Here is a 15,297-nt window from a genome sequence, read left to right as displayed (position 1 = left end):
CACGCCGTCAGCCGGTTTGCTCAGACCGGTCGCGGGTGAGTGACGATGACGTGACGGTGGTCGAGATCTCGGTGCCGCCGCACGATGCCGCGGTCCGCGCGGAGGCCGTGCGCGACCGGCTGCTCGCCACCGGCGTGATCGTGCCGAACCCGACGCCGCCCAGCGCGTATCTCCCGGGCTCGAAGGCCGCGGCCCGCACCACCGACATCGCCCCGCTGTGAAGGTCATCGCCGAGCGGATGATCCTCGACTCGGGCCAGAACATCACGCCTTCCGACTGCCCGAACTGCGCCGCGCGGCTGGCCATCGGCCGGTACATCGATCAGCTGGAGCCATGGCTACTGACCGGTGAGCCCGTCGTCCGCTGTCCCGCATGCGATCGCTCGGTGACTGGCCGGGCGAATGGACACGCCAGGTTGGCAACGTTGCTGTGCGCTTCAACAACTGGCCGCCGCTGAGAGATGACTTCGTCGCCGAACTCGGCTGGCGCCTCTGCCCCAGGTGCCGTCCGGTGCGCCGCTGACCTCGATGTGCCCGAAACCGTATTTCGGTGTGTCGGAGAGCGGGACTCGCGGGGGTTAGGCGGGCTTGAGTTCGGCCATTTCGGACCAGCCGGCCTGGGGGATGGTGACGTTGATGATCTGCGGCGTGGTGGCGATGGCCTTGGGCAGCTCGGCCATGGCCGCCTTGAAGTGCGCGGAGGTCACGTGGGCCTCGGCGGCGTCGTCCTGGAAGCCCTCGGTGAGGACGTAGACGCATGGGTCGTCGACGCTGCGGGACCAGTCGAAGAAGACGTTGCCGGCCTCGGCCCGTGTCGACGTGGTGAAGTCGGCGACGATGTCCGGCCAGCTGTCGGCCAGCTCGGGGCGGACGGTGAACCTGACCACGATGAAGATCACGGCGAGCCTCCTGTCGTGTGGGCGAGGCCCACGATACCGATGATCAATACGGCCGCGCCGATCGTGAGCAGCGTCGAGGCGTGGGCACAGACCCAGGCGACCCGGGCCCGCACGCAGTCGGGCACGGCGCCGAGCTCGGCGAACCGGAACGCGAGCAGGGACAGCGTGAGCGTGGCGCCGAGGATGACCAGCGAGATCACGAGCTCACCTCCGCGACCACCAGGTAGATGTTCAGCACGGTGATCAACCCGGCGCAGCCGGCGGCGGCGATGGTGGTGACGCGGCGGTTGACGAACGAGCCCATCACATCGGCCCGGCGGGTCAGCAGCACCAACGGGATCAGCGCGAACGGAATGCCGAACGACAGCGCGACCTGGGAGATCACCAGGCTGTCGGTGGTCGGCAGCCCCAGAGCGAGCACGGTCAGCCCCGGCAGCATGGTGATGGACCGCCGCACGTACAGCGGAATGCTGCGACGGATGAACCCCCGCATCACCACCTGCCCCGCATACGTGCCGACGCTCGACGACGACACCCCCGACGCCAACAGGGCGATCGCGAAGGCCAGCGCCGCGCCGCCGCCGACCATCCGCCCCAGCGAGTCGTGGGCCGACAGGATCGGGTCCCCGCCGAGCGGTCCGCCGTGCAGCAGCGACGCCGCCAGCACCAGCATCGCCATGTTGATCAGGCCCGCGGTGCCCAGCGCCAACAGCACGTCCACGCCCTGCGACCGCAGCAGCGTGTGCCGGGACATCTCGCTGCGGTGATGGGCCCGCTTCTTCGTCAACGCCGAATGCAGGTAGATCACGTGCGGCATCACCGTCGCGCCGATGATGCTCACCGCCAGCAGCACGCTGTCCGACCCCGCGAACCCCGGCACCAGCCCGGCCGCGATGTTCCCCCGCGTGCCGACCGTTGCCAGGTCGTAGGCGAAGCCCAGGAACACCACCCCGAACATCGCCGCGATGGCCAGCTCGAACGGGCGACGGCCGTGCTGCTCCAGGGCCAGCACCCCGAAGGCCACCACCGCCGTCATCACGCCGGCGAGCGCCAGCGGCACCCCGAACAGCAGGTTCAGGCCCACCGCCGCGCCCACCAGCTCGGCCAGGTCGGTGGCCATCGCCACCAGCTCCGCCTGCACCCACAGCCCCCGCGACACCGGCCTCGGGAAGTGCTGCCGGCACAGCTCCGGCAGGTCGCGGCCGGTGGCGATACCCAGCTTGGCCGACAGGTACTGGACCAGCATCGCCATCACGTTGGCCGCCAGGATCACCCACAGCAGCCGGTACCCGAACAGCCCGCCGGCGCTGATGTTGGTGGCGAAGTTCCCGGGATCGATGTACGCCACCGCCGCCACGAACGCCGGTCCCACGAGCTTGGCGGAGACGGACGGCCGCAGCCCGACCACCCCAGGATCCCGCCTTAGCACAGCCACCTCCTTTGCGTCAAGGGTCAGGTGTTGGGAAGGGACCATTCCTCCACTCGGAGTGGAGGAATGGTCCCTTCCGAACCTGAAATCAGGCGACGGAGGGGCCTATGCCCAGGGATTGGGGGGTGCTGGAGTCGGGGGAGGGCTGGTGGAGTCCGCCGTCCAACGGGCCGAACTCGGTCATGAGGGCGGCGCTGCCGCCCCACGGGGTCTGCTCCTCGGCGATCAGGGAGTTGGTCGTGAGCAGGAGGCCGGCGACCGAGGCGCCGTTCTGGAGAGCGGAGCGGCAGACCCGCAGGGGGTCGATGATGCCCATCTCGACCATGTTGCCGTAGCGCTCGTGCAGGGCGTCGAAACCCTCGTCGTCGGCCAGTTCACGGGTGTGGGCCAGGATCTGGGCGGCGGGCAGGCCGGCGTTGGAGGCGATGAGGAAGGCCGGCTCGGACAGGGCCCGGCGGACGATGTCGGCGCCGGTGGCGTAGTCGCCGGTGACGGGGAGGTCGACCAGGATCTTCTCGGCGTGCAGCAACGCCGCCCCACCGCCGGGAACGATGCCCTCGGCCATGGCGGCCCGGGTCGCGGACAGGGCGTCCTCGACGCGGTGCTGCAACTCTTTCAACTCCGCCGGAGTGGCCGCGCCGACCCGGATCAACGCCACCTTGCCGGTCAGGGCTCCGATCCGCTCGGTCAGCACGTCCTCGTCGGTGCCATTGACAGCCCGCTCCAGCTCGGAACGCAGCTGGGTCACGCGGAACTCGATGTCGGACTCGGTGCCGAAGCCGCCGACGATGGTGGTGGAGTTCTCGGTGATGCGAACCTGCCGCGCCCGGCCGAGGTGGGCCAGGGTCAGGGTTTCCAGGGAGAAGCCGGACTGCCGCGACAGCACGGCCCCACCGACGACGGCGGCGAGGTCCTCCAGCTTGTGCAGACGCCGGTCGCCGAAGCCGGGGGCGCGCACGGCACAGGCCCGGAAGGTGCCATTGACGTGGTTGTGCACCAACATGCTCAGCGCGGTGCCCTCGACGTTCTCGGCGATCAACAGCAGCGGCCGCGGATCCCGCATCACCTTGTCCAGCAGCGGCATCAGCTCCTGGACCTTGGTGATCTTCTCGCTGCACATCAGGATGTACGGATCGTCGAGCACGGCCTCCAACCGCCCCGGATCCGTCACCAGGTACGGCGACAGGTAGCCGTTGTCGAACTCGAAGCCCTCCACGAAGTCGACCCGCATGCCGATCTTGGCCGACTCCTCGATGCTGACCACGCCGCCCTCGCCGACGGTGTGCAGCGCCTCGGCGATCACGGCGCCGACGTGATCGTCGTCGTTGGCGGAAATGGCGGCCACGCGGGCGAAATCCTGCCGCGAGCTGACCGGGTGGGCCACCTTCTCCAGGTGCTCCACCAACAGCCCGACGGCGTGGTCGATGCCCCGCTTGATCAGCACGGGGTTGCCGCCCTGGCTGATCCGGGCCATGCCCTCGTGGATGATGGCCTGCGCGATCACCGTTGCGGTGGTGGTGCCGTCGCCCACGACATCGTTGGTCTTGATCGCGGCTTCCTTGACCAGCTGCGCGCCCATGTTCTCGAACTGGTCCTTGAGGTGGATCTCCCGCGCGATGGTCACCCCGTCGTTGGTGACCACCGGCGAGCCGGTGATCTTCTCGATGATCACGTTGCGGCCCTTGGGGCCCAGCGTCGACTTGACCGCCTCGGCCAGCTTGTCCACGCCCGCCAGCAGCAGGTCCCGGGCTTGTGCGCCGAAGCGCAGTTCCTTGGCCATGGTTCCATGCCTCTCTAGGGGGTGAGCACGGCCCGGCCACGCACCCGGCCGGCGTCGAGGTCGGCCAGCGCGTCCAGCGCGGCGTCCAGCGGGTACTTGCGGGTGTGCAGCGTGACCTTTCCCTTTTGTGCCAATACCATCAGCTCGACCAGGTCGTTGTACGTGCCGACCAGGTTGCCGACCACGTTGCGCTCGGTGGAGATGATGTCGATGGTGGGGATGTCGATGTTGCTGCCGTAGCCGATGACGAAGTGCGAGCCACCGCGCCGGGTCATCGCGAAGGCGTCCTGCTGGGCGCCCTGCTCCGCGACGAAGTCCAGCACCACTTCGGCACCGTGCCCGCCGGTCAGGTCGAGCACCGCCTCGACGTGCTTGCCGTCGGCCAGAACCGTGACATCCGCGCCGAGTTTCGACGCCAGGTCAAGGGCTTCGGCATTCCGGTCGACGACAACGATTGTTGTCGCGGTCAATGCCGCCAGCGACTGGATGCCGATGTGCCCGAGACCGCCGGCCCCGTTCACCACGCACACCGTGCCGGGATACAGCAGCGGAACCGCTTTGCGGACGGCGTGATACGCCGTGATGCCGGCGTCGGCCAGGGCGGCCACGTCGGACGGCTGCGTGGCCGGGTCCAGCTTGATGCAGGCCCGGGCCGACGTCAGCAGGTACTCGGCCATGCCGCCGTCGGCGTTGATGCCCGGGAAGGTCGAGTTGAGACAGTGCATGTCGTCGCCGGCCCGGCAGGCATGGCACAGCCCGCAGGTCGGCGTGGGGTGCAGGATCACCGTGTCTCCGACGGCCACATTGGACACACCGGAGCCGATTTCCTCGACCCAGCCGGCATTCTCGTGCCCGATGGTGTACGGCAGCGTGACGCCGGACTTCTCGGCCCACTGCTCCTCGATGATGTGCAGGTCGGTGCGGCAGACACCGGCCCCGCCGATGCGCACGACCACGTCGAACGGGTCGCGGGCGCGGGGTTCCGGCACTTCCTCGACAACGGGCTGCTTGTGGTAGGAGTGCAGCCGAACGGCCTTCATTGCTCCTCCTTCACTCCGTAACGGCCGAGCAGCATTCCCCGGCACACCCCGGAATTCGCCTCCTGGCTGACGCGGGTCAGCCGGGCCAGCCCGAGATGTGCGCGCAGATCGGTGACCACCTCGCCCGTCGCCGGATCCAGCACCAGCGGATCGGAGTCCCCGCCGGGCAGGCCGAGTTCCCTTCTACGGGAACGCAGCCGCTCTCGATCGGCGCCCTCCGGTGCGTCGCCGAGAGTCAGGTCGGTGAGGGTGAAGCGGTCGACGCCGGCGGCGATCATCGCCCGGCACACCCGGTCGGTGCCGGCGAGCACGGCCCGGCGCAGGAAGTCCGCGCGCAGGTCGTCCAGCTCGCTGACGGCCTCGCCGGGAAAGGAGTCCACGAAGCCGGACCGCCGAGCCACTCCGTCGTTGATCGACGCGGCGGCGAAGTGGTCCTCCAGCTTCACGGACACCGAGGTCACGCCGGGCACGGCGCGGACGGCGTCGTACGAGTCCGCCACCATCAGATAGGCGAAGTTCGGCGCGCAGAAATACGTCGGCAGCCGCAGCCGCACGCGAACCTCCCCCTCCTCGGTGACCAGGCAGTGGGAGACGAAACCCAGCTGGGTCAACGGTTCGTCCAACTCGGGGTCGAGCACGGCGCCCAGGGCCGACCAGACCGCCGCGAGCACCGCGGCGGCCTGGTCGGGGGTGCGAGTCACGGAGGTCATGACGCCGGCACACCGACCGGCTCGACCTCGGGCGCGTCGACATCGCACTCCGGCGGCACCTTCAGGTCGTACAGCTTGGCCGCGTTGAGACCCAGGATCTTCTTCTTGGCGGTGACCGAGAGCTTGCTGTAGTCGGAGAACTCCTCGCCGTCGGGCATCTGCCAGTCGACGAAGCCCTCCACCTGCCACTTGGGCTCCCAGATGGCGTAGTCCGCGCCGAACACCAGCCGGTCCTCGCCGAGCCAGAACATCAGCTCGCCCATGACCTTGGCGAAGAAGCGCGGCCGCGCGTGCATCAGGCCACCGACCACGACGGACAGTCCCGCGTAGACGTTGGGCTCCTGCGTCGCCATGAAGCAGAAGTCCTCGATCCGCGGCAGGCCCACGTGCTCGACGATGAAGTTCAGCTCGGGGAAATCGGTCGCCGCGTGGTCCACATCGGACACGTCGAAGGCGTCCTTGTCCAGGGGCCAGATAGTCGGCCCCTTGTGGATATGGATGTTGCGGATGCCCAGTTCCTGGCACTTCTCCAGGTACCGTGCGGCCTCCGGGCTCTTCAGGCTCCAGCCCCGTGAGTCGCCCTTCCACTCAGCGGTGTAGAGCTTGGCCCCGACACAGCCCCAGCGCTTGGCTCGCTCCTCCAACGCCTTCAGGCCGTCCTCGCCGTCGCGGGGATCCCAGTTGGTGTTCACCACGAACTTGCCGGGATGCCGCTCGGCCAACTCCCCGTTGGTCTCGGTGGTGTTGAACCCCTCCGTGTACCACTGGCGGAGGTTGGTCGGCTGGAAGATCGCGACGTCCACGTGGCCCTCGTCGAACAGATCGGTCATCATCTGCTCTTCGGAGTACTTCTGGAACTTCTCGATCGGCCAGTGCGTCTCGGCCGGGCCGAGACTCTGGTACGCGTGGAAGCACTCGATCCAGCCCTTGGCGTACTCCTCCTGGCCCGCCACCCAGTTGGCGGGGCTGGCGTCCCAGAAGTGGGTGTGGCCGTCGACCACGAAGTACTTCACACCGTCCTTGACGTACACGTCTCCTCCTACCGGCGGTTCAGGAGCGGGCTACGAGGTCGAAGTCGAGGTATTCGGCGGCGTCCTCGGGATTGGCGAACATGATCGTGCGGTCGTCCTCGTGGATCATGCGCCCGTAGTGGGTGGACATGCTCTCCTCGAACTCGGCCGCGTTGAACCAGCCCTCCTCCTCGCCGGCCGCCTCGTCGACCTCGCTGTAGACCAGGTCCATCCGGCCGACCGCGTCCACCCTGATCATGGACGGCAGCGGCAGCACGGTCACGTTGTCCTTGCTGGCCATGACTTCCGCGATGATCGCGCCGACCTGGTTGTTCATCAGGGTGAAGCCGCACATGTTGGAGGCGGTGTTGTTCTGCTTGTACGGACTCTCGGCCGTCTTGAAGGTGGTCACTGGCCCAGCTCCTTCGGCGCCGTCAGTTCCAGTTCGGACAGGATCGCGCTGAACCGGCTCTTGGCCCGGTCCAGGCCGTCCTCGAAGCGCGGCGGCTTGGCGTCCGGCTGCGACCACAGCGGCTGCAGCGTGCGGGCGGCGTGGATGCAGCGCGGCACCCAGGTCTCCAGCCACTGCCGCATCAGCTTCTTGTTCTCCGCGCCGAACTGCTTGTCGTTGACCAGCAGCTGGAACATCGGCTTGGTGTAGCGGAGATCCCGCTCGGCGAAGTCGTACTCCTCGGCGCCGATCAGCGTCGGCGTGATGAAGTCCCCATTGGACGGCGCGGCCTGCTGGACCAGGTTGCTGCGGAACAACTCCCCGACCAACGGCTCGAACACGATGTTCGCCGCGAAGATCGCCTCGCACCAGTCCCATGTCGCCGTCAGCTGCTCGGCCGCCTCGCGCACGCCCTGCCACGCCGGGTCGGAGTTCCAGGTCTCGATGTGCGCGCTGCCGTCGAAGCCCTCGATCTCCTCGCTCAGCGTGAGGTTGTACAGCGCCAGGTCCTGCGCGGCGCGGATGCGGTGCATGCTGTTCACGGAGATCGCGTTGTTGTGCATGTTCGTGGGCGCACGGCGGTTGGCGTTGGCGAACAGGTAGAGCCCCAGGCCGTGGTCCACGTGCATCCACGCGCCCACGTGCTGGGCCACGAACTGCACCCAGTTGCGGTTCCACTGGTCGAACGCCTTGGCCTGGCGGGCCGCCTCGATGTTCTGGTTGAGCTGGCGGACCACGTTGGAGTTGTAGCGGTAGAGCGTGAGCTCCCACTCCTCGTTGGGGTCGCGGAACTCGTGCCAGCCGTGGGCGGGCCACTCGTAGCCCTGGCCGCCGGAGCCGGCGAAGCGCTCCGGCACCGGCCGGTCGCTTCCCCAGGCCCGCAAAGCGGTCCACTCCAACGGATAGCCGCCCTTGCCGTCGGCGAACCCGTACAGCCAGCCCTGGGACAGGTAGTGCCGCGGGTCGGGCTGCACCTCGACGGTGACGTCCTCGTAGTGGCTCTGCTTGCGCTTGGCCGGCTTGAAGTAGTTGTAGCGGCGCGCTTCGGAGTCGGGGAACACCTTGGCGCCCGCCTCGGCGTCGGTGAACACCGGCTTGGGCACGCTGCGTTCGGTGGTGGGTTCTGCGGTTGTTGTCATCGGCTAACTCCTTCAGCCGCCGGTGGTGGTGAACTTGTCGTAGAACACCCGTTTGTCGGCCACGCCCAGTGCGGGCAGCAGCTCCAGCGCCGCCTCCACCATCGGCGGCGGCCCGCACACATAGGCGTCGGCGCCGGACAGGTCGGCCTCGCGCCGCCGGACCACATCGGTGATCAGCCCGACCTCGCCGTCCCACGGCTCACCGTCCGGTTCGGACAGTGCGGGCACGAACTCCAGTCGCGGCAACCGGGTCGCGAGCTCGGCGATCTCCTTCTCGAAGCAGAGATCGCGCCGGCCGCGGGCGCCGTAGTAGAACACCGCCCTGCGGTCGATGCCCCGCTCCGCCATGGTCCGCAGCAGCGCCAGGATCGGCGCGATGCCGGCCCCGCCGCCGAGGAACACGATCGGCGCCGTCGAGTCCCGCAGCGTGAACACCCCGAACGGCCCGGTCACCCGCAACCGGTCGCCGACCGCGACCTCGCCGTCCAGCACGCCGGAGAACAGACCGTCGGGGTAGATCTTGATGACGAACTCGAGCAGCCCGCCCGCGGCCGAGGTGGTGGCCATCGAGAACGACCGCGTGGCGTCCCGGCCCGGCACCTCGAAGTCCAGGTACTGCCCGGGAAAGTACTTCAGGTCGGCCGGCTCGACCAGCCGCACCACCAGCTGCACCATGTCGTGGGTGACGCGGTCCTTGGACACCACCTCGACCACGGCCTGCTGGATGGGCAGGCCCGAGCGGATCATCTCCTCGTCGTAGTTGATCAGCTCGATGGTCATGTCCTCGTAGGCGTGCGCCCGGCACAGCAGGGTGTAGCCCTCCTCCTTCTCGTAGTCGGGCAGCGCGAACGTGGAATAGCGGTCGTGCTCGACGTCCTCGCCGTCCAGGACGAACGACTTGCATGAACCGCACTGGCCCTCCTTGCAGCCGTGCATGAGCAGCACGCCCTGCTCGGCGGCGGCGCGCAGGATGGTCTGGTCCTCGTCGGCGTCGATCTCGATGCCGACCGGCTCGAAGCGGATGCGGTGCTTGTCGCCCATTGGCCCCACCTCTCGAAGGGCGAGGGAGGCGGCCGGAGGTCGCCTCCCTCAGACCGCGTCTCAGGCCGACTGGGCGGGAGCCGGCCTGCCGGCAGGCCCCTGCCGGTTGTAGTCGGCCTGGAACGCGGCCCGCTCGGCGTCGGTCATCTGGTTGAGCAGCACGTTCGGGCTCTGCACCGGGCCCATCCGGCGAAGGTGGTCCAGCGTCCACATCTTCTTCGGGTTCAGGTCCAGGTGCGGCTGCGCGACCATGGTCTTGCCGTCGTCGCGCACGAAACCCATGTCCTTCACCACATCGGCCCAGTTCCAGCCGTGGTACAGGGTTTCCCACTCGCGGGCGCCGATCAGCTGGCCCATGTTCGGTGTGTTGCGGCCCTGGTAGGTCGGCCGGAACGCCTCGACGTCGGCCCAGCGGCAGGCCTCGTGGCAGTACGTGCGCCACTGGCCGTCGACCTCGGCCATCACCATGTCCTCGCGCACGAGGCACGGCACCATGCAGGTCCAGCAGCGGTGCGGGTACACGTAGTCCACGTTCTCGGCGACGATCGGGTGGTGCCCGTTCGGCGTGGCCAGGCGGTTGTAGTTCTCCCACCACTTGCCGTACCGGTCGTACCAGCCCGGGTACTTGAACTCGAACCACTCGAAGTCCTCGTCGGTCATCGCGTCGATGCGCCAGTAGTTGGCCAGCCAGCCGGTGGCGAAGAACTGGGCGACCTCGTGCACATAGCCCTTGTTCCAGATCTGGTTCCAGGACTCCTCGATGAGGTCGTGCGGAATCGTCAGGCCGTACTTCTCCAACGGCACGAGGTAGGAGCGGTAGTAGTCGTCGTAGATCCAGCGCCGCCACATCTCCGCGTAGCTCTCGCGGTCCTTGCGGCGGTCCTTGGTGCCGTACTCGATGAACGTGCCGATGGCCGCGTCCACCACGCGGTGGTTGTTCCACCACGCGTAGCGCAGGTCGCGTTCCAGCAGCTGGTGGTTGGACTCGTCGGACAGCGCCATCAGCAGCGTGGCGTAGCCGTTGCTGATGTGCCGGGACTCGTCGGACTGCACCGAGTGGAACACCGTCGGCAGCAGGTAGTCGCCGTTGGCCGCGGCCTCGGCCGGCATGGCCACGAACAGCGTGTTGGTGAACGCCGTCTCGGCCACGATGGTCAGGTAGATGCTGGCCGCGGTGATGGCGTCGCCGGTGATGAAGCCCTCGGCGAACTGCCGTCCGATGGTGCCGCAGTAGTCGTTCTGGAAGTTGCGCAGGCTGGAGTTGAAGCCGGCGGGGTCGATGTAGTTGTTCATGTACAGGCGCTTGAGGTTCTGCTGGATCGTCGAGTGGCGAACCTCGTCGATCATCTGGATCGCCTGCCCGTTGTGCAGCTCCGGGTTGGGCACCGTGCGGAACAGCAGCGGCATCGCCCGGGCCGCCGAGATCTCCGGCAGCGGAATGATGGACAGGAACAGCTTCTGCCACTCCAGCCAGCGCTCCTGCACCTGGCGGAACATGTTGCCGCGGATCGCGCCGTCCTCCGCGCCGTACACGCGGTGGTCCTTCTCCTCCTGCATGGGGAAGTAGGACCGCAGCACCTGCTTGAGCGGGTCCTTCTTCTTGGCCTTGCGGAAGGTGTAGTCGGTGCCGTAGTGCGAGACCGGCTCGTGGTACACCGGGTCCCAACTCAGCTCCTGGATCTTCTGGTGTGCTTTCGCCACGCTCTGGCGGCTCATGGTCACTCCTCACCCGCCGGTCGCCGGCGGTCGAGCGCGTCGTCGTCGTTGCGCCTACTGCCTGTCGAATTACAACCGGTGACAGGGGTGGCCTCCGGTCTCAAAATGAGACAGTCAGCGCGGCCCGAACTCCTGCTCGAGCATGTCCGCGAGCTTCGCGCGGTTCTCTTGGACCACCCGTTCGTCGGTACCCCCGACCACGGGCGCGATGCCCAGCGCGCGCAGCAGCTGGGCGGCGGGCTCACCGGGGTGGCCGGACTCCCCGAGCACCGGGTGGTAGCCCTGTTCGACCAAGTGGTTGAAGACGAGGTTCACGACGGTCCATGGGTTGTAGGACTCGTTGTCGGTCATTACCCACACACCTCCGACCTCTCATCCCACTCCCGCCGAGGGCCGGTGACTGTCTCAATTTGAGACACCCGCCGACGCCGCCGGAGGCCTACTCTGAGCCCAGCGGGAGGCACCGCCGGGTGCCCGCGGCCAGGGCTGTCCGTGGGTAGGAGGTCCATGTGCAGGACGTAGTGGCGGCCGACGAGAGGCGCCTTGCCCGCACCCGGGAGCGGTTCCTGACCTCGGAGTCCATCGCCTCCGACCAGGTGCGCAAGAGCATCCTGGACTCGTGGTGGCGCTCGCGGCAGCTGCGGGTGCCGGCCGACCGGATCGTGCTGCCCTACGTCCGCGAGCCCGACCTCGACTCCCCGCTGATCCGCGCGGCCACGCCCGTGCTGCAACGGCTGGGCGACCAGCTCGACGGCCAGCCCATCAGCCTCATCCTCACCGACCCGACGGGTGTGGTGCTGACCCAGCGCACCGGCGACACCGATCTGCACCGCAAGCTGGAGCGGGTGGAGCTGGTCCCCGGCTTCAGCTACGGCGAGCAGTTCGTCGGCACCAACGGCATCGGCACCGCGCTGGAGGAGGGCCGGCCGACGTACGTGTTCGGGCACGAGCACTACGCCGAGAACCTGGAGAGCCTGGCCTGCGCGGGCGCGCCCATCCAGCATCCGGTGTCGGGCAAGATGGTCGGCGCGGTCGACCTGACGTGCTGGAGCCGCGACGCCGGCCGGCTGCTGGTGGCGCTGGCGCATTCGGCGGCCGAGCAGATCAGCCAGTCCCTGTTGACCCACACCAATCCCCGTGAGCTGGCGCTGTTCCAGGCCTACCTGCGGGCGTGCCGGCGGACCACGGGCATCGTGCTGGCGTTCAACGACGGCGTGGTGATGATGAACGACCACGCCCGGCAGCTGTTGGACCCGTCCGACCAGTCGGTGCTGATCGGGCACGCCACGCAGGCGGTGGCCGAGCGGCGGTCCAGCACCGCGGACGTGGCGCTGCCGACCGGCAGCAAGGTCAGGTCCCAGTGCCGCAAGGTGTTCGGCCAGAACCGCAACGACGTGGCCGGCGTGGTGCTGTGCGGCAAGCTGATCGACTCCGAGCCAGAGGGGGCTGGTGTGCCCGAGCCGCGGCTGCCGATGTTCCTGCCCGGCGCGGTCGGGTCAGCGCCGCTGTGGCTGCGCTGCGCCCACGACGTCGACTCCGCGTACAACTCGGGCGAATGGCTGGTGCTGGGCGGGGATCCGGGCGTGGGCAAGACGACGCTGGCCCGGTGCGTGCACCAGCGCCGGCACCCGACCGGCCGGGTGCACGTGCTCGACGCCGCCACCGCGGACGCCGGCTGGCACGACGAGCTGCGGCGGGAACTGATCGAGGATCCGGTGGACGCCTTGGTGATCCGGCACGGGGACCGGCTGGCCGGTCCGGCGCTGGCGACCACGATCCGGTTGCTACGACTGGCTTCCCCGGCGACGTGGGTCTCGGTCACGTTGGCGGAGAACACCATCAACCGCGCGGAGCTGGCAGAGCTGCTGGCCCTGTTCCCCCGGACGGTGAAGGTGCCGCCGCTGCGCCGGCACGTGGAGGACCTGTCCGAGCTGGTGCCGCTGTTCCTGAACCGGCTGGGGCACGGCGGCCAGCTGACGTGCTCGCCGGCGGCGATGCACCTGCTGATGCGGGCCGACTGGCCGGGCAACGTCGCCGAGCTGCACCACGTGCTCAGGATCGCGGTGCAGCACCGGCGGACGGGCACCATCCAGCCGGGCGACCTGCCGGCCGAGTTCCGGACCCTGACGCGGCGGCCGCTGTCCCGGCTGGAGTCGATCGAGCGGGACGCCATCGTGCAGGGCCTGGCCGACAGCGGCGGCAACAAGGTGCAGACCGCTCAGCTGCTGGGCATGTCCCGGGCGACGCTGTACCGCAAGATCCACGAGTACGGGATCGTGACTCCGGAGCGTTAGACCACCTGGGCGTGCGCGGTGGCGTTGGGAAAGACCTTGGCGATCTTGTCGACGTCGTCGCCGGGGCCGCCGTAGACGTCGACTCGGCTGATGCTGGCCACGGTGGCCAGCTGGCCCAGCAGCTCGCGGCTGTTCTTGCCGTGCGCGGCCGAGGCGGCGGCGTCGACGTACTCCTCGATGAAGGTGTAGCTGCCGGAGGCGTCGGAGAACACTCGGTAGGACAGCGTGCCGGGCTCGTCGGCCGTGCCCGCCACCAGCGCCTTGGCGGTCTCCTCGAACTCGGCCTGCTTGCCGTCGTGCGGGGCGACCTCGACGCGCAGATAGATGCTCATGGCTGCCATTCCACCAGGTGCGCGGCGGTCCCGCTATCGGTTGGTGATCAACAACTCCAGGCCGTCGAAGATACGGGCCAGGCCGAACTCCCAGCTGCTGTCCGGGGTGGCGTCGCTGGTGTCCTCGGTCGCCGCCACCAGCGCCGGGAACAGGTCGCCGTGGGCCGCGATCTGGCTGCGGAGGCGCTTGTCCGGACTCCACGGCTGGGTGCCGGCGGTCGACGCCGACCGGGTGTTGCGGATGTGGCCGCTGACCAGGAAAACGGCGTCCATGCGCTGGGCGCCGGTCAGCCCCGTGCCTTCGAGCGCGGCCACTGCCGACTCCGTCCAGCCGATCTCGCGCGGCCCCATCGCCCGCTCGCCGACGGTGGCCGCCGGCAGCCAGGGGTGCCGCTGCCAGGTCTCGCGCATCAGGCGGGCCCATTCCGTCAGCTTCGGCCGCCAACCGCCGGGCACGGTGGACAGGTCGGGCGGCTCCCCCACCGCGATCTCGATCATCACGGCGACCAGCTCGGCCTTGTTGGTGACGTGCCGGTAGAGGGCCATCTTGGTGACGTCAAGCATGCCGGCCACCTGCTGCATGGACACCGAGGCCATGCCGGCGGCGTCGGCCAGCGTGATGCCGGCGGCGGCGATCCGGGGAACCGTCAGCGCCGGGCGCGTGACCGAGCGACCCTGGTCGCTGAGCTTCCAGAGCAGCTCTGTGCCGTGAAATCTGGCACTTTCTGTCACATACGGCCCCTTGCTGTCCTCCCCAGGCGTGTCTACCGTACACCCAAGTGTCCGGTAGACACTGATGTGTCCACGGGACACCGACCGTGAAGGGGCCCGGATGGTGATCCGCACGCACGTCGGGGTGAGCCTCGACGGGTTCGTCGCCGATGCGGACGGCGTGGCGGCCTGGGAGTCGCTGCCCGGCTACGAGCACCGCTCGCACGGCATCGCCGAGGTGCTGGAGCACTGCGAGGCCGTCGTCATGGGCCGCTCGACGTTCGACCGCGGGCTGGCCCGCTGGTCCGCCGACTGGCCGTGGGCCGACAAAGACGTGCACGTGCTGACCTCCCGTCCCCTGCCGTCCGGCGTGCGGGCCCGCGCGTGCGACAGCGCCACCGAGCTGTTGGCGCGGTTACAGCGCACCGGCCTGATGGGCGACGTCCATCTGCTCGGCGGCGCCCGCACGATCCGAGCCTTCCTCGACCTCGGGGCCGTCGCCCGGCTCGGCGTCGTGGTGCTGCCGATGTTGCTGGGCAACGGAATCCCGCTGTTCGACGGCACCGCCGGGCAGCCGCTGCACCTACAGTGCCAGCGAACGCATCCCGGCGGCGCCGTCGAACTGATCTACACCCCCGCCTAGCGCGATTTTGAAGTTCGGAAGGGACCATTCCTCCACACGGAGTGGAGGAATGGTCCCTTCCGAACATCCCAGCCGTGGCCGAGGGGGTTGTTAGATCGGGAGT

The 15,297-nt window shown here is 68.7% G+C and carries 18 protein-coding genes; 4 read left to right on the top strand and 14 right to left on the bottom strand.

The window, feature by feature from the left end:
* Nucleotides 1-35 precede the first annotated feature (35 nt).
* Both AB0M73_RS13545 and AB0M73_RS13540 read left to right on the top strand, forming a co-directional pair.
* Entirely contained in the window at nt 36-221 is a 186-nt protein-coding gene (locus AB0M73_RS13545) for a hypothetical protein (RefSeq protein ID WP_363890743.1), read from the top strand.
* Nucleotides 218-457 carry a hypothetical protein gene (locus tag AB0M73_RS13540; RefSeq protein WP_363890741.1) on the top strand — a complete coding sequence of 80 codons (240 nt, stop codon included), beginning with the start codon at nt 218-220 and terminating at the stop codon, nt 455-457. Before AB0M73_RS13545 ends, AB0M73_RS13540 begins: the two co-directional genes overlap by 4 nt.
* A gap of 120 nt (nt 458-577) precedes the next feature.
* Here AB0M73_RS13540 and AB0M73_RS13535 read toward each other — a convergent pair whose 3' ends face one another.
* From AB0M73_RS13535 to AB0M73_RS13480, 12 genes are all read right to left on the bottom strand, one after another.
* Nucleotides 578-898 (bottom strand): putative quinol monooxygenase, encoded by a 321-nt coding sequence (locus AB0M73_RS13535; protein WP_363890738.1) that lies wholly within the window; start codon nt 896-898, stop codon nt 578-580.
* Nucleotides 895-1,098, bottom strand: coding sequence for a hypothetical protein (locus tag AB0M73_RS13530; RefSeq protein ID WP_043716265.1), 204 nt, complete (start codon nt 1,096-1,098; stop codon nt 895-897). Before AB0M73_RS13530 ends, AB0M73_RS13535 begins: the two co-directional genes overlap by 4 nt.
* Complete coding sequence (locus AB0M73_RS13525; protein WP_363890734.1) at nt 1,095-2,333, bottom strand: Nramp family divalent metal transporter; 1,239 nt, start codon at nt 2,331-2,333, stop codon at nt 1,095-1,097. Before AB0M73_RS13525 ends, AB0M73_RS13530 begins: the two co-directional genes overlap by 4 nt.
* Nucleotides 2,334-2,415: 82 nt before the next feature.
* Nucleotides 2,416-4,107, bottom strand: coding sequence for a chaperonin GroEL (gene groL / locus AB0M73_RS13520; RefSeq protein WP_363890731.1), 1,692 nt, complete (start codon nt 4,105-4,107; stop codon nt 2,416-2,418).
* A 14-nt stretch (nt 4,108-4,121) separates the two neighbouring features.
* Nucleotides 4,122-5,147 (bottom strand): NAD(P)-dependent alcohol dehydrogenase, encoded by a 1,026-nt coding sequence (locus tag AB0M73_RS13515; protein ID WP_363890728.1) that lies wholly within the window; start codon nt 5,145-5,147, stop codon nt 4,122-4,124.
* A complete protein-coding gene (locus AB0M73_RS13510; RefSeq protein WP_363890725.1) occupies nt 5,144-5,857 on the bottom strand; it encodes an iron-sulfur cluster assembly protein in 714 nt (237 codons plus the stop codon). Before AB0M73_RS13510 ends, AB0M73_RS13515 begins: the two co-directional genes overlap by 4 nt.
* Nucleotides 5,854-6,888, bottom strand: a complete 1,035-nt coding sequence (locus tag AB0M73_RS13505) for an amidohydrolase family protein (RefSeq protein ID WP_363890722.1) — start codon at nt 6,886-6,888, stop codon at nt 5,854-5,856. The genes AB0M73_RS13510 and AB0M73_RS13505 overlap by 4 nt, the downstream gene beginning before the upstream one ends.
* Before the next feature lie 19 nt (nt 6,889-6,907).
* Nucleotides 6,908-7,279, bottom strand: coding sequence for a propane 2-monooxygenase effector subunit MimD (gene mimD / locus AB0M73_RS13500; protein WP_363890719.1), 372 nt, complete (start codon nt 7,277-7,279; stop codon nt 6,908-6,910).
* Nucleotides 7,276-8,457, bottom strand: a complete 1,182-nt coding sequence (locus AB0M73_RS13495) for a toluene hydroxylase (protein WP_363890717.1) — start codon at nt 8,455-8,457, stop codon at nt 7,276-7,278. The genes mimD and AB0M73_RS13495 overlap by 4 nt, the downstream gene beginning before the upstream one ends.
* Nucleotides 8,458-8,469: 12 nt before the next feature.
* Entirely contained in the window at nt 8,470-9,498 is a 1,029-nt protein-coding gene (locus AB0M73_RS13490; RefSeq protein WP_363890715.1) for a 2Fe-2S iron-sulfur cluster binding domain-containing protein, read from the bottom strand.
* 60 nt (nt 9,499-9,558) lie between these two features.
* Complete coding sequence (locus tag AB0M73_RS13485) at nt 9,559-11,214, bottom strand: methane monooxygenase (RefSeq protein ID WP_363890712.1); 1,656 nt, start codon at nt 11,212-11,214, stop codon at nt 9,559-9,561.
* Nucleotides 11,215-11,328: 114 nt separating this feature from the next.
* Nucleotides 11,329-11,565 (bottom strand): hypothetical protein, encoded by a 237-nt coding sequence (locus tag AB0M73_RS13480; protein ID WP_363890709.1) that lies wholly within the window; start codon nt 11,563-11,565, stop codon nt 11,329-11,331.
* A 158-nt stretch (nt 11,566-11,723) separates the two neighbouring features.
* Here AB0M73_RS13480 and AB0M73_RS13475 point away from each other — a divergent pair, with 158 nt between their 5' ends.
* The gene (locus tag AB0M73_RS13475; RefSeq protein WP_363890706.1) at nt 11,724-13,508 is read left to right on the top strand and encodes a helix-turn-helix domain-containing protein; all 1,785 of its coding nucleotides are present in this window, start codon (nt 11,724-11,726) and stop codon (nt 13,506-13,508) included.
* Here AB0M73_RS13475 and AB0M73_RS13470 read toward each other — a convergent pair.
* Entirely contained in the window at nt 13,505-13,840 is a 336-nt protein-coding gene (locus AB0M73_RS13470; protein ID WP_052394232.1) for an antibiotic biosynthesis monooxygenase, read from the bottom strand. The two genes, AB0M73_RS13475 and AB0M73_RS13470, sit on opposite strands and share 4 nt — an antisense overlap.
* 33 nt (nt 13,841-13,873) lie before the next feature.
* On the bottom strand, nt 13,874-14,572 hold the full coding sequence (locus AB0M73_RS13465; protein ID WP_363890703.1) for a TetR/AcrR family transcriptional regulator C-terminal domain-containing protein: 699 nt from the start codon (nt 14,570-14,572) through the stop codon (nt 13,874-13,876).
* Nucleotides 14,573-14,672: 100 nt separating this feature from the next.
* Here AB0M73_RS13465 and AB0M73_RS13460 point away from each other — a divergent pair, with 100 nt between their 5' ends.
* A complete protein-coding gene (locus AB0M73_RS13460; protein ID WP_363890700.1) occupies nt 14,673-15,194 on the top strand; it encodes a dihydrofolate reductase family protein in 522 nt (173 codons plus the stop codon).
* Nucleotides 15,195-15,297: the final 103 nt, after the last annotated feature.

This window comes from Kutzneria sp. NPDC051319 (assembly GCF_040682195.1).
Lineage (GTDB): Bacteria > Actinomycetota > Actinomycetes > Mycobacteriales > Pseudonocardiaceae > Kutzneria.
The sequence above is the reverse complement of the archived record's forward strand: the minus strand, read 5'-3'. Positions and strand labels throughout refer to the sequence as shown.